Below are 14348 nucleotides of genomic sequence, written 5' to 3'. Positions count from 1 at the left end.
CCCAAACTCCAATGAAAAAACTATTGAAATTTGGGATTATCTTTTAAAAAAGCACTTCGACTGTACTTCGTCTTCGCTCAGTATAAACTTCTCAGTGTGACAAAACAATTATTTTCTAGGAAGAAAAACTTCTGCCATCATGCATCTTGCGCTTCCGCCGCCACATGCTTCAATAGTGTCTAGGCTCGAATGTAGAATTGTGATATGTTCTTCTAATTGTGCAATTTGCTTTTTGGTTAAAGCATTGTAAGCCGATGAACTCATGATTAAGTATCTTCTTTCGTTTGCGCCTTGTAATTCTAACATGTTTCCTGCAAAGTTGTTCATTTGGTCTTCTGTTATTAGAACAATTTCTTTTTCGTCAGAACGAAGACTGTCTAGAACCATTTTTCGTTCTTTTTTATCATCGATACAATCAGCACAAATTACGGCAAATGTATCTCCAATGCACATCATAACATTGGTATGATAAATCAATTTTCTTTCGCCATTAACAGTTTGAAATGCTTCAAATATGATTGGATTTAAATCGAAATCTTCACAAAATTCAATGAATAATTCTTCGTCTGCTCTTGGAGAAAGTGCGCAATATGCTTTTCCGTTTTCTCTGTCAAGAACAATACTTCCTGTTCCTTCTAGATAAAATCCATCATCTTCGGCAGAAGTGTAATCCATAATTCCGTCGTTGATTTCGTAGCCTTTAGCTTCAAGAATATCTAAAATATCTTCACGTCTTTCAGCACGACGGTTTTCGGCAAACATTGGATATAAAACTACATCACCATTTTCGTGAAAAGAAATCCAATTGTTTGGAAAAATACTATCTGGCGTATCTGGATCTAAAGTATCGTCAACAACGGTCACATCGATTCCGACCATTCTTAATTTGTTTACGAAAGTATCAAACTCTTGTTGCGCTTTTTCATTAACATTCGCTGGAGTTAATCCGTCAAGGACTTTTTGATAATAATTATTTACCGCCGTTTGTTCGTTCATTCTAAACGCTACCGGACGAATCATCAAGATTGAGTTTGTAGTTTGATTCATTTTTTTGTTAGTTTTCTGTTGTCAGTTGTCGGTTATCAGTTAACAATCTTTGTGACTAGTTGTTAGGTTTTCCAATTGCTTTCAACATATTTTATAAAGTTAAATATTTTTGCGCCTAAATTATCATAGTCAATTATAAATCTTTCAATATCAGGAATTAAATCTTTATACAAATGCCTTATTTTAATTAAATGCCCTTTTGTTTCTAAACAACTTGAATGAGAATATACTAGGAATTTAATAAAATCTGCTTTATAACGATTTCTTCCGTAACCTTCAACTATATTTGAATTTACTGAATCTGAAGAGCGTCTAATTTGGCTTCCTAATTCATACATTTCATACTTTGGCAAAAGTAATGATGCTGGATGAACTTCATAAAACAATGCCAAACTAATTTTATAAATATCCAAATCCTGATAACTACTCATATCAACAATTTATATAGTTAATAACTGTTAACTGACAACCGATAACTTTTCTAATCTCTTATTAAAGGAAGCGTCGAACATCTTAACAATCCTTCTTGTTTTGCTATTTCGGCGTATGGAATTTCTTCTACAGTAAAACCTTGTTCTCTAAGCCAATTGTTTAATCTTGTGAAGTTTTTCTCTGAAACTACAACATCTGGTGCGATTGAAAACACATTAGAATTCATGTGATACATTTCATCACGCGTGATGTGAAACAGGTTTTCTTTTCCGAATAATTTTACCAAATAAACGTAATCTGCTTCTTCACGGAAACCACTTTTATAGATGATTCCTTTGTTTCTTCCAACAGGTTGAAAGCAACAATCAAGGTGCAATGCATTGTCGCGAGCTTCTAATTTAGATTTCACCAAGTCGAATTCTTTTACAATTTTGTTTGGAAACAAATCTTTAATGTATTGAACTCCAAGCATATTAGTTCGAGCAGTAATGTAATCCTTATAATCAGAACCTTTGTATGTACCTATAAAAATATAGTCATTCCACAACATAACATCGCCACCTTCAATATGAACATCATCTGGCGGACGAACGACTTTGTCAGGATTTATTTGATTGATTACATATTGAATTGCATCTAATTCTCGATTTCTATCTGGTAAAATATTGGCTTTTATAAAAACATCATCGATTACAAAACCAATATCACGAGTAAAAATTTGATTATAATTTTCAATCATTTCAGGACGAAAAACTTTTACATCATATTTTTGAAATACTTTGTTGAAGGCTTCCATTTCGTTAACCATATCTTCTTCAACAGGATATGTTCCGGCGAGAATGTGTTCTAAGGATTTTGGGTCGTACGCTTCATCAGCTGTTGGAGTTGGTCCATTATTTACTGCTGAACCTAAAACAACGGCTCTTAATCTTGAAGTTTCGTTTTTTACATTTAATTGTAACATATAATTTGCTTTTGGCTATTAGGCAAATATAAAAAACATTATTCTCTTAAAATATTATAATAGAAAAATAAAAACCTTTTAGCTTTGATTTTTGAATGTAATTTAAAACCTGATTTTTCGACTCCTCTAATAGAAATTTTATTTTTGTTTGCCACCAAGACAAAAATTTCTTTATTCTTTTTGTCAGAAAGATAATCTCTTGCTATATAATTTAGCACAAATGGATAAATCGATTTACCGCGAAACTTAACAGTTGTAACACAATCGCCTATTATTGGGCCTTTTTTATCTATTACTTTTAAAATTCTCTTTTTTTTATATAAATAACTATGATGAACAAAAGAACCATCGTAATTAATAAAATATCTTGTTGTAGAACTTGAAATCTTTTCTTTTTCTATTTCAAATTCAATTTTTGGTAAAACCGATATTTCATCCTTATCAGTTAGATAATAAATTGACACATCAACATCTTTAATCTTGACATACCTCCTTAATTTTAAAAAAAAAGCATTAAACATCTACGTTCTTAACATTTAAATTAAAAGTTTCATTCAATTTCAAATCAGCTTCATCATCAATAATGAATTTAACTTTATAAAAATTAGATAAATAAAGAATTAGTTCATTTAGAGTTGGATTCCAAATTTGATTTTCTTTTATCATGCTACTAAGATAAGCAAAATTTGTTTCTACTTCTGAACTGATTGCATTATCAGAACTCATCATTTTTCCATAATGGTAAGTCATTGGAGCTGAAAAATAAGTATGACCTATAAAAATTCCTTTCTCTGAATTAAGTTTGTCAATATTATTTTTACTTAAAGTCTTTATAAAATCAATAATTTCAAGCGTCTGAAAAATAAAAAACTCCTTTTTATCTATTCTATATCTAAAAAATAATGGTGTATATTTTGCATATTTATAAGGCTTCTCACTTTCATCATTCCATTTAAAAAACACTTTTAACAATGGTATTAGAATACTATAAAAGTTAGTAAATAGAATAGGAATATTTTTAAATTGTCTTTTAAAAACTATACTTTTGAAGGTGTTAGCAGACGATTTATAATTGATGATAAGTTTTTCATCACCATAATAATGAAAAATAATGTTTTTAATCAATAAACTAATTCGATTAACAAATTTCAAATCTTTAATTCCTTTTAAAAAGGATTTTAAGGTAAAATGCTCTGGATTAATTTGATTAATAACGCCATTTGTTGATGTTCCTGAATCGATATAATTCCATAAAATTTGAATTCCTTTTTCCTTCATAGTATCAGAAAAATAGGTTTCCGTTTTATTATTTTTATTATAAAGTGATAAATTATACGGTTGGTATCCATGATCAATCCATGTCGGAATATCGGAATATGGTGGTTGAAAATTTTCAAAATCATTAAAACTTTCATCCTTACTTTTGATGGATTGAGAAAGCGAATGATAACAAAGTTCGTGTCCGTCTTCTCGCCATTTATTTATTTCTTCCGAATTTCTTTCAAACGAAGCATTGTCCTCTCTTTTTGAATAATGATTTAGAAAAAAACCTTTCGTAACTTTGATTTGTTGTTTTTTAAAAAATTCCCTTTGGGTTTTTAAATTTTCTAAAGTATCAAAATCGCAATGATCTGTAAAACAAGTAATCGCCGAAAAAGGAATCTTAGATCTACTAATTTCCATGGCTTGTTTAGGAAAAAGCAACTCTAATTTTATTTCGAAATCAATTTTTACATTGGTTGAAATTACTTTCTTTTCATTTTTATCTCCAATATAGTTTACAATTGGATATGCATTTTCAGGATTGAATTTCCAAAACAACGATTTAGGGAATTTCTTTTTTACTTCCCAAATTCCCAGATTTACATTAGCTTGAACTAATATATCATTTGAAAGTTTTATGATTTTTGGAGAAAACTCTGTAGCAATTCTATCTTTTTTGCAATCAACCCAAGTATAATCGTGGTTTCTAAAATGTTGAATAGGCTTTTGAAAAACAAATTCTATGTCAAAACTAGTTTCTTTACTTTTTTCAATCCACGATAAATCTATCTCATACTTATGATTTTTGACTTCAATATTGAGTAATTGATGTTTACTGTTTTTAGTGATAAGAACTACTTTTTCTAACATTATGGATTTTATTTTTCAAAATAGAATTACAAATATAAACAAAAAAGCTCCGCTGATTAGCGAAGCTTTTGGTATGATTTTATAAAGAATTTAATTTTTGATTAACTTTTCTGTGTGTATTTGTCCATCATCTGAAATTACATTAACAATATAGATACCTTTTTCAAATTGACTAACGTCAAGTTGATAACTACTTTTATCTTGCAAACTCTTTTCAAAAATAATTTTCCCATCAAGTGAAAAAATTAAAACCTTAATACTCATGTTGTTTTGCATTAATAATTCAACCAAGTCAGTCGATGGATTAGGATATAATTGAAAGCTCATATTTGATTCAAATACTGACGGATGATATGATTCACTTCGAATTCCATTATTCTGGTGTTTATATACAAAACTTGTATTCCCAGTACATCCTTCGGGATAAGCTGCAAATTGAGAACCAAAAACAGCATCAAAACCTGGTGTTAAATCAACAAAATTAGCCGCGTGATATACTACTCCATCCAGTAGGTTATTGTTTCCTATATTGATTATATTTGAAGCACTTATCCAATTTGATCTCTCTATCAATTTAAATCCATTTGCAAAATTATTATTCATATCATCTAAAGGAGAAATCAATGTCTCAGTCGGAAGACACAATATAAAATTACATGGATTACCTTGAACCCATCCAGTATGATCTCCAATATTTGTTAATGTGATGGTTGTAAATGGCAAGGTTGAATTAACCGTAACACTTACATCTCCAAATGCATTTGCTAAATTACAAGTTAATGTATTTCCTCCTGTAATTGCAACCCCACAAGGATTAGTAAGTGTTAGCGTTCCTCCACCATTAATTGTAATTTGACCAACATCAGTGTCAGCAGTGAGGTTTACAGCACTATAAGTTACTGTTGCACTAGTAATTGGTTGGCTAAAAGTGTATGTCACCACACCAGTTGCAGTGTTACCAGTATAAAAACCAACTCCAGTGAATGCTGAATCTGGAAGACATACTGTAGTAGATGCAGATGGACTGTATGGTGAAGTAGTAGAACCTGTGATTGTAATATTTACACCGTTATTTAAACAATTAACCTGAGAAAAACATTGTATTCCTATTAAGTTCAAAAGGAATGTTAAGAGAATTACAATTTTACTCCGTCTAAATATAAGTTTTTTCATAATTAAAAAATTTAAGTTAAACTTACATTATTTTCTATCCAGCAAAGTTTTCACAAGTGCTTTTAATTCTTCTATCTCCTTATTCTGTTTTTCTATTTGATTATTTTGTTGAATAACATACAGAGTTAACTCCTCAATTTTAGCCATTTGTTTGGTTTGCATATCAGCAAGATCTAATCCATTTTTTGATAATGTCTCTGCAGATTCTATACCTGGTAAATGTTTATTTCTGGTAATGTAAGTTTCTACATCTTTTAATGGCATTAACTTATAATCATTTGCAAAAACATAATCTGCCCAATTAGCTGTACTTCTTAAAGCTACTTTAACTCTTTCTGTTAGAATTCCTCCTTCTACATATAATCTATAATTTGAATTTATTGTTGGATAAACCGCTGTATTGCCAATGTAAACTCTACCATTATTATTACTAGTTGCTGAATTAAACCAAATATTTCTGTCATTCAAATCTACAATTCTATTTAAACCCGTTGTTGTTGATTGATTTATTATTCCATTATCATTATAAATACTTAGATCTGTACCTGAAGAACCCGATGTAGAACTTATAATGTAAGGATTTAACTGACTCCCATTACCAGTTATACTTGTATTACTTCCTGGTGATATATATGTCATAGGAACTTGTATAGTATTCCCATTTGAAATAGATATATCATTAGTGTGATTCAAAATATTAGAATTAAAAGATAAAGTTTGGGCATCAGTATCTGTAAATGTAGGTAATGTAAATTGCCCTCCATTTGACAAAGTTATGGTATTTCCATCCTGTGAGAGTGTTTGATATGGACTTGAAATTGTATACCCAGATGTACTTGTCCCTGAAACTGCAATATTAGTTCCTGCTATAATTGTTGTTGAACCTCCTGAACCTGTTCCAACAGTATCATTAACGAGAATTACATCACCATTAGCATTAACAGATAAAACTTTTGGCGGGTTAGATGGATTTGCAACAACATTTGTAGCACTAGTAAGATTTGTAAATCTTAAACCTGATGTCCCATTTAAATAATTATTATTAACACCACTAGTAATTTCAACTCGAGAACTTGAACTACCAATAACATTAAATTTTAAATTTCTATTATCAAATTCGCCATAAATTAAAGGAGATGGATGATTGTTATTATGTATAAAAAGTTTATTACTTCCAGGATCGGTAGTGCCCGAACCTCCTATAAATACATTATTTGAGCCATTCAAATTATTATTTGCAATATAATGACCAATAGCAATATTACTATTACCATTATTTCTCAATAAACTAGCATAACCGATTGCAATATTTTGAGAACCAGTAGTATTTAAATCCCCCAAAGATCTATGCCCAATGGCAATATTATATCTCCCAGAAGTATTATTTTCAAGACTTCTGGTACCAAATGAACAATTAAAATCACCTAAAGTATTATTAGTTAGTGCAGAATTTCCAAATGCACAATTAAAACCTCCTGATGAATTAGAAAGAGTACCAAGTCCAAAAGCACTATTACTATTACTAGTATTATTTTGTAATGAATTTACTCCATAACCACTATTACTTGAACCTGAATTATTAGTTCCTGCACCAACTCCTGTGAAAGTATTATTACTTTGTCCATTGACATTTACATTCATAATAATTAAAATTACAACTGTAATAAAAAAATGATTCCTTGTCTTCATATATTAAAAGTTTAAAATTATTAATAAAATTATTAATTTAAATTAAACCTTTGACGATTTTTATATTAATTTTTAACAAGATAAGAAAAATATCGTAAGAACAAAAAAGCTCCGCTGATTAGCGAAGCTTTTGGTATGATTTTATAAAGAATTTATCTTTTATCCATTGGAACGAAATCTCTCAAAGGATGACCAGTATAAACTTGTCTTGGTCTTCCAATTGGTTCTTTGTTAACACGCATTTCTTTCCATTGTGCAATCCAACCTGGCAAACGACCAATTGCAAAAAGTACTGTAAACATATCGGTTGGAATTCCTAAAGCTCGGTAAATAATACCTGAATAGAAGTCAACATTTGGATATAATTTTCTTGATACAAAATAGTCATCAACAAGCGCTGATTCCTCTAATTTCTTTGCAATTTGTAAAATTGGATCATCAACACCTAACGTTGCTAAAACTTCGTCAGCAGCTTTTTTAATGATTTTTGCTCTTGGATCAAAGTTTTTATAAACTCTATGTCCAAATCCCATTAAACGGAACGGATCGTCTTTGTCTTTTGCTTTTGCTAAATATTTATCTGCATCACCACCATCTTTTTGAATATCTTCTAACATTTCTAAAACTGCTTGATTTGCACCACCATGTAATGGACCCCAAAGTGCTGAAACTCCAGCAGAAATTGAAGCAAATAAACCTGCGTGTGAAGAACCAACAATTCTTACTGTAGATGTAGAACAGTTTTGTTCATGATCAGCATGAAGAATAAATAATTTATCTAATGCATCAACTACCGATTTATTTGCAGAATATGGTCCAGTTGGTAATTTGAACATTAATTGCATGAAATTTTCAACGTATCCTTGAGTATTATCATAATAATTTAAAGGATAACCCATCATTTTTCTGTATGTCCAAGTTGCAATTACAAGGAATTTACCCATTGTTTTACAAACTGCTTCATACATTTCAGATTCGTTTTCTACGTTAACTACTTTTGGATTAAAAGCTGTTAAAGCAGAAGTCAACGAAGACAAAACTCCCATTGGGTGAGCTGTTTTTGGAAAACCATCGATGATATTTTTCATCTCTTCGTTTACCAAAGTATATTTACGAATGTCAGTTTCAAATTGTGCTAATTGTGCTTTTGTAGGTAACTCTCCAAAAATCACTAAGTAAGATACTTCAAGAAAATCAGCTTTTTCAGCTAAATCTTCAATTGCATAACCTCTGTAACGTAAAATTCCTTCTTCTCCATCAAGGAAAGTGATATCACTTTTACACGAACCTGAGTTTTTATAACCTGGATCTAAGGTGATTGCGCCAGTCAAGGCACGTAGTTTTTCGATATCGATAGCTGGTTCATTTTCGCTTCCTATAATTACAGGAAACTCATATTTATTGCCATCATATTCTAATATTGCTGTTTTTGACATAATATTTACGGAAATTAATCTTGATAATTTATAATTTAACAAAATTATGGAATTATAACTGAATTAAAAAAGAAATATAATAACGTTTTCGTTAATATTTTTATAAAAAATGCAAGATTAATATATACGAAGAAAATATTAGCTTAAAAAAAAATTAACTTCAACAAAAAAATCTCATAATCTTGTTACAGAAAATGAGATTTTAAAAATAATTAACTTATTAACTCCAATTACTTTTTCATGATTTTTTCAACTTTAATGCCTTTATCAGATGTAATTTTTAAGAAATAAATTCCGTTTGATTTATCTGAAATATTGATTGTTGATATTGTTTCATTTATCAATTTTGTTTGTAACAATCTACCCTGAACATCGTATAATTCAATTGACTTTATATTAAAATTACTATTGATATTGATATTTCCTTGTGTTGGATTTGGATAAATTGCAATTAAATTATCTTTTTCAAACTCATCATTATTTAAAGCTTGGAACGTTGTGTTTTCCATATTGGTTAATATTGGTGCATTATAATCAAAGAAAATATTAGCTTGTTTTGAAACTGTGTCTCCAGTTACAAGATTTGATTTTGAACGAATTTTCAATAATACATTTCCATGTCCACCAGTATCAAGCATTATATTTTGGAAAATAAACTCAACAATATTTCCTGATACTCTTGTGTAGCAATTGTGAGATGTGTCTAGCAATTGAAGCGAGTTTATATCAAAATCTACTGTATTGATTTCAGTTTTAACTACAATATTTTCTGCTTCTGCTGTTCCTGTGTTTTCGAAGTTAACTACGTAGTGTAAATATTCACCTATTTCTGACGGCGAAACTACATTTCCTTCCATACAAGTTATATCATTTGGATCAAAAGAACCAACGACCGTTTGATTGAATAAAAATGTATTATCAGAAGTTGACTCATCGCCAGCCATTGGTAAAATTGAAGTTGTAAATTGTAAAATATCTCCAATATTTACAGGATTTGTATCTGTTGGTGTATTGATATTTAAAGTTACGTAAATACTTCTACTTTCAAATGGAAGTAAATTAGTATAACTCCAACTCAACGCACCTGAGCCAACTGTTGAAGGCAAAATTGAAGCTGAAACAAAATCCATTAAGTTTTGATTGAAAAAGAAATTAACACCATATAATTGAGAAAGGGTTTGATTTCCTTTGTTTTTATATACAATTTGATACACTGCATCAAAACCTGGACGAGCAGGAACAAATGGCGCAATTACAATTTCTAAATCAGGATGTACTCCATTTGCAGCAATACAGAAGTTTTGAGTTACAATATTATTGTTATTATTTGCAAAAGGAATCGTTGTCGTTGTTGGTGAAACATTGAACCAAGAAGGGTTTTCTAAATTTGGCGTTAAAGAAAAACTACCTGCTTGTGTATAAAAATTATAGTTTCCTAAATTATTTGTAAATGTTCCGCCTTGATTAATTCCGTCATTGATATCTATTCTGATATTTGGATGAGGCAAATCAGTAGCATCGCAACCATTGTTATCTCCATCAAAAGTTACACTTCCAGTAATTGTGTTGTAATTTCCACCTGGAGTGAAGGAACAGTAACTATTAACCACTACAGAAGACATACTATTTAAAATAAAATAATTCAAAAATGTTGATACTCTATAGTCATCAGCACAAACATACTGTAAATTAGGATTGTTTGTCATTGGATAACCACTTATTGATAAACTTGGTCTTCCAAATTTTAAATATGCTGCAACTAAATTTGGGTTATCAGTACATGCCAATGAAGTAAAATTGTGATTATTAGAAATGTCAATTGTGGTTAATAAATTATATGAACATTGCAAATATTCCAAATTGGTTAACGAACTTAAATCAATACTAGTTAATTGATTATAATTCAAATAAAGACCATTTAAATTTACTAATCCTGATATATTTATTGAATTGAGAGAGTTTACTGATGCATACAATGAATAAAGATTTGGACATGGAGTAGCGTCAATTGAAGTTAAAAGATTATTTCCAACACTAAGAGTTGATAAATTAGTAGCTCCATTCAAATTAATATTTTGCAGTTGATTATTGTCCGCATATACACTAGTTAGTGATGTAAATCCCGATACATCTAATGAAGTCAGTTGATTATTCTCACAAACTAATTGGTATAGATTTACACACCCAGAAATATTTATTGAGGTTAAATTTGAATTATTACAAAATAAAATAGACAAATTTGTCATGTTTGATACATCAAGACTTGAAATTTCACTGTAACCACAAAATAATGAAGTCAAATTTGAAAAACTTTGAATACCAGTCAAATCATAAATTGGAAACAGACTTGAATAACTCAAATTATTAAGTTGATAAACTAAAGCAGCTTCAGATAATTGAATTTCTCCATCACCATTTTGATCAATAATCATATTATCACCATTTAGATCTTTTGCAACATTATTAACTAAATTTGAACTCAATAATCTTGCTTTAAAATTTGCATCAGGAATATTGACGATTTGCGCATTACTAAATCCTGTGATTAATAGTAAAAGATATAATAACTTTTTCATATTGTTTGCTTTTTAATTGTTCAATTGTTTTGTCAAAATTTCTTGTAAACTTTCTTTTTTTCGTTGCGAAATAGGAACGTTGCTATTATCAGCCATGATAACATATCCGCCATCTTTTTTTATGTAAGACTTCAAATAAGCAAGATTTATCAAATGACTTTGATGCACTCGCACAAATCCATGTTCGGTTAAAAGTTCTTCATATTCTTTTAAAGTTTTTGATATCAAAATAGGTTTGTTATTCTTGATAAAAAACTTGGTATAATTGTCTTCGCTTTCACATCTAATGATATCACTTACTTCAAAAAGATGAATACCATCTGAGTTTGAAAGTGCAATTCGCTTGAAATTATCTACTTTCTTTCGGATATTTTCTAGTAACAAATCGATGTGTGCATGATTATCATTTTTTTCTAGGATGTTCTTAATTTTTCCAATTACAATTTCTAATTCGTCAGGATCAACAGGTTTTAAGAGAAAATCTAAAGCACTAAATCGGAACGCTTTAATGGCGTATTGCTCGTGAGCTGTAATGAAAACAATGTGCGACGTTGACTTTCCATTTCGTGATGCAATTTTTTCTAAAATATCAAAACCTGTTCCGTCATTTAATTGAATATCTAGAAAAACTACTTGCGGATGCAATTTTTCAATAGCTTCAACGCCACTTTCAACGCTATCCGCTTCACCAATAATTTGAATTTGACTTGTGTAACGCGAAAGAAGTTGCTTCATTCCGTTTCTTAAATTTTCGTCGTCGTCAATTAGAATTGCTGTAATCATAAATTCAATGTTCAGTGTTTAGTGCTCAATCTGCAAAACTGCAAACTGAATACTACTAACTATTTTATATATTGTAACGGTAAATTCAGAACTACTTTTGTACCTAGAATTTCTCCTTGATTGTTTTTATTTTCTTCGATTTCCACATGAGCTTTTTGTGATGTTGAAACTTCCATCATTTCTAATCGTTTCTTTGTGATGTCTAATGCCATTGACTTGTGAACGGAAACCAATGATTCTTTAATTTCTTTTGATTTGTTAAAACCAATTCCGTTGTCTTCAATAGTGCAAATTAAACTTTCATTTTCCAATGAAAATTTAATTGAAATCAAACCTTTTTCTTTCTTGGGAATCAATCCATGTATGATAGCATTTTCTACAAATGGTTGTAATAATAATGGCGGCAAAGCTGTATCATCTTCAATATCAGAAGATTTTGAAATTGTAAAGTCAAATTTTTGATTGAATCGCAATTGCTCTAACTCTAAATAATTTTGTAAACTTTCAATTTCTTTATCAATTGGAATTAAAGATTCCTTAGAATATTCTAAAGTTAGTCGCATTAGTTTAGAAAATTTTGCTAGATATTTTACTGCAGTATCAGTTCCGTTTTGAACAATAAAACTCGAAATCGAACCTAAACAGTTGAATACAAAATGTGGATTCATTTGTAAATGCAATGCTTTTTGTTCATACTCGGCGAGTTCTTTTTGAAGCGTTAATGTTTTTTTGAGTTGTGTTCTGTTATAAATTAAAAATCCAATTCCTGATAATAACAAAGCTGATAAAACTGCAAAGAACAATTGCATTTTATTTCTTTTAGATTGCTCTTGAAGCAATAATTCTCTTTTTTCAAGTTCTTCCTTTTGTATAACCTCACGTTTTTCGAACTCATAAGTCATTTCTTCTTGAACGCTTTTTCTGATGTTTGTTTCATTTATCAAACTGTCATTTGCTTTGCTATACAATTTGTAATGTTCCAATGCTAAATTAGCATTTCCAATTTTTGAATAAATGTCACTTAACAATTTCTCTGACAAAACAATTTGTTCTAAAACGTTGATTTCTTTAGATAAATTCAAGGATTTATTGGCAAACTGCAATGCTTCTTGATAATTTCCTTTGTCGAAATATAATTGACTTAGATAAATATAAGTATCTGCAATTCCGAATTTATCATCAATAGATTGAAATGTTTTTATTGCTTGATTCCAATTCTCGATTGCTTTTGAAGTTTTATTGGTAGCCTTAAAAAACAATCCAAAATTATTATACCATTCACCTAACGCTCTTTGATTTGGGTAGTTATCTAAACTTGATTTTGCTTGACTATAATAATCGAAAGCTTTATCAAAACTCTTCTGATTTAAATAACAATTAGCAATATTAGTTAGTGTAATCCCAATATTTGTATCATTTAATTTTTCTTGTATTTTTTGTGCTTTAACAAAATATTCTAATGCCTTGAAATCTTCTCCTTGCGATTTATAAACGATTCCAATATTATTATAAAGTTTTGCCGATTTTGCATCATCCTTCAAATCTTCATAAATTTTGACGGATTTTAGATAAAACTTTAACGCATTAGCATAATTACTTTGTTCTGAAAAAATAATTCCTATACTTCCATAAGCTTTAGCAAGACCTTTTCTAACTTCAATAGTTTTATTTTGATTTTCAAAAATATTTTGTGCTTGAGAGAAATTTTCAAGTGCTTTTGAATAATTTCCTAAAATAATATTTGCATTCCCGATATTTAAGTAGCTTGTTCCTTCTGCTTCTTTGTGATTTATTTTTTTAGACAATTGCAATGCTTTATTTGCATAATCCAACATCAATTTTGGATTTGATGTTTTATAATTGTCTGAAATCAAATTATATACATTCGCCTTATCAATATCATTTTTTGATTGGTTTAAAACATTTTTTAAACTATCAATTTCTTTATTTTGCGCATTAGCAAACAAAGTAATGAAGAAAATAAATATAAATAGTTTTGATTTCATTTTTCTGAAATTGATAGTCAAAGATACTATTTACAATTTGAGAAAAAATATCAAATTAGAATTTGAAGATTTACAGTTAGAATTCGATACAAAAAAACCTGACAAGTTT

Annotated in this window: 11 protein-coding genes; all 11 read right to left on the bottom strand. The window is 29.4% G+C overall.

Going from position 1 to position 14348, the window contains the following annotated elements; translation table 11 throughout:
• Positions 1-108 precede the first annotated feature (108 nt).
• Complete coding sequence (gene ctlX, locus Q0049_RS11505; protein ID WP_298119829.1) at positions 109-1047, bottom strand: citrulline utilization hydrolase CtlX; 939 nt, start codon at positions 1045-1047, stop codon at positions 109-111.
• A 62-nt stretch (positions 1048-1109) separates the two neighbouring features.
• Entirely contained in the window at positions 1110-1478 is a 369-nt protein-coding gene (locus Q0049_RS11500) for a four helix bundle protein (protein ID WP_298119827.1), read from the bottom strand.
• Between the two features lie 50 nt (positions 1479-1528).
• Positions 1529-2443, bottom strand: a complete 915-nt coding sequence (locus Q0049_RS11495) for a dimethylarginine dimethylaminohydrolase family protein (protein WP_298119825.1) — start codon at positions 2441-2443, stop codon at positions 1529-1531.
• A gap of 38 nt (positions 2444-2481) precedes the next feature.
• Positions 2482-2964: a hypothetical protein gene (locus tag Q0049_RS11490; protein WP_298119823.1), complete on the bottom strand. Its 483-nt coding sequence runs from the start codon at positions 2962-2964 to the stop codon at positions 2482-2484.
• Positions 2957-4576 (bottom strand): hypothetical protein, encoded by a 1620-nt coding sequence (locus Q0049_RS11485; protein ID WP_298119821.1) that lies wholly within the window; start codon positions 4574-4576, stop codon positions 2957-2959. The genes Q0049_RS11490 and Q0049_RS11485 overlap by 8 nt, the downstream gene beginning before the upstream one ends.
• Positions 4577-4666: 90 nt before the next feature.
• The gene (locus tag Q0049_RS11480) at positions 4667-5749 is read right to left on the bottom strand and encodes a T9SS type A sorting domain-containing protein (protein ID WP_298119819.1); all 1083 of its coding nucleotides are present in this window, start codon (positions 5747-5749) and stop codon (positions 4667-4669) included.
• A 27-nt stretch (positions 5750-5776) separates the two neighbouring features.
• A complete protein-coding gene (locus Q0049_RS11475) occupies positions 5777-7438 on the bottom strand; it encodes a hypothetical protein (protein ID WP_298119818.1) in 1662 nt (553 codons plus the stop codon).
• 152 nt (positions 7439-7590) lie between these two features.
• Entirely contained in the window at positions 7591-8874 is a 1284-nt protein-coding gene (locus tag Q0049_RS11470) for a citrate synthase (protein ID WP_298119816.1), read from the bottom strand.
• Between the two features lie 230 nt (positions 8875-9104).
• The gene (locus Q0049_RS11465) at positions 9105-11450 is read right to left on the bottom strand and encodes a T9SS type A sorting domain-containing protein (RefSeq protein ID WP_298119813.1); all 2346 of its coding nucleotides are present in this window, start codon (positions 11448-11450) and stop codon (positions 9105-9107) included.
• Between the two features lie 12 nt (positions 11451-11462).
• Positions 11463-12233 carry a LytTR family DNA-binding domain-containing protein gene (locus Q0049_RS11460; protein ID WP_298119811.1) on the bottom strand — a complete coding sequence of 257 codons (771 nt, stop codon included), beginning with the start codon at positions 12231-12233 and terminating at the stop codon, positions 11463-11465.
• A gap of 59 nt (positions 12234-12292) precedes the next feature.
• Positions 12293-14239, bottom strand: coding sequence for a tetratricopeptide repeat protein (locus Q0049_RS11455; protein ID WP_298119810.1), 1947 nt, complete (start codon positions 14237-14239; stop codon positions 12293-12295).
• Positions 14240-14348: the final 109 nt, after the last annotated feature.

It is taken from the genome of Flavobacterium sp. (assembly GCF_027484205.1).
Taxonomy (GTDB): domain Bacteria; phylum Bacteroidota; class Bacteroidia; order Flavobacteriales; family Flavobacteriaceae; genus Flavobacterium.
The sequence above is the reverse complement of the archived record's forward strand: the minus strand, read 5'-3'. Positions and strand labels throughout refer to the sequence as shown.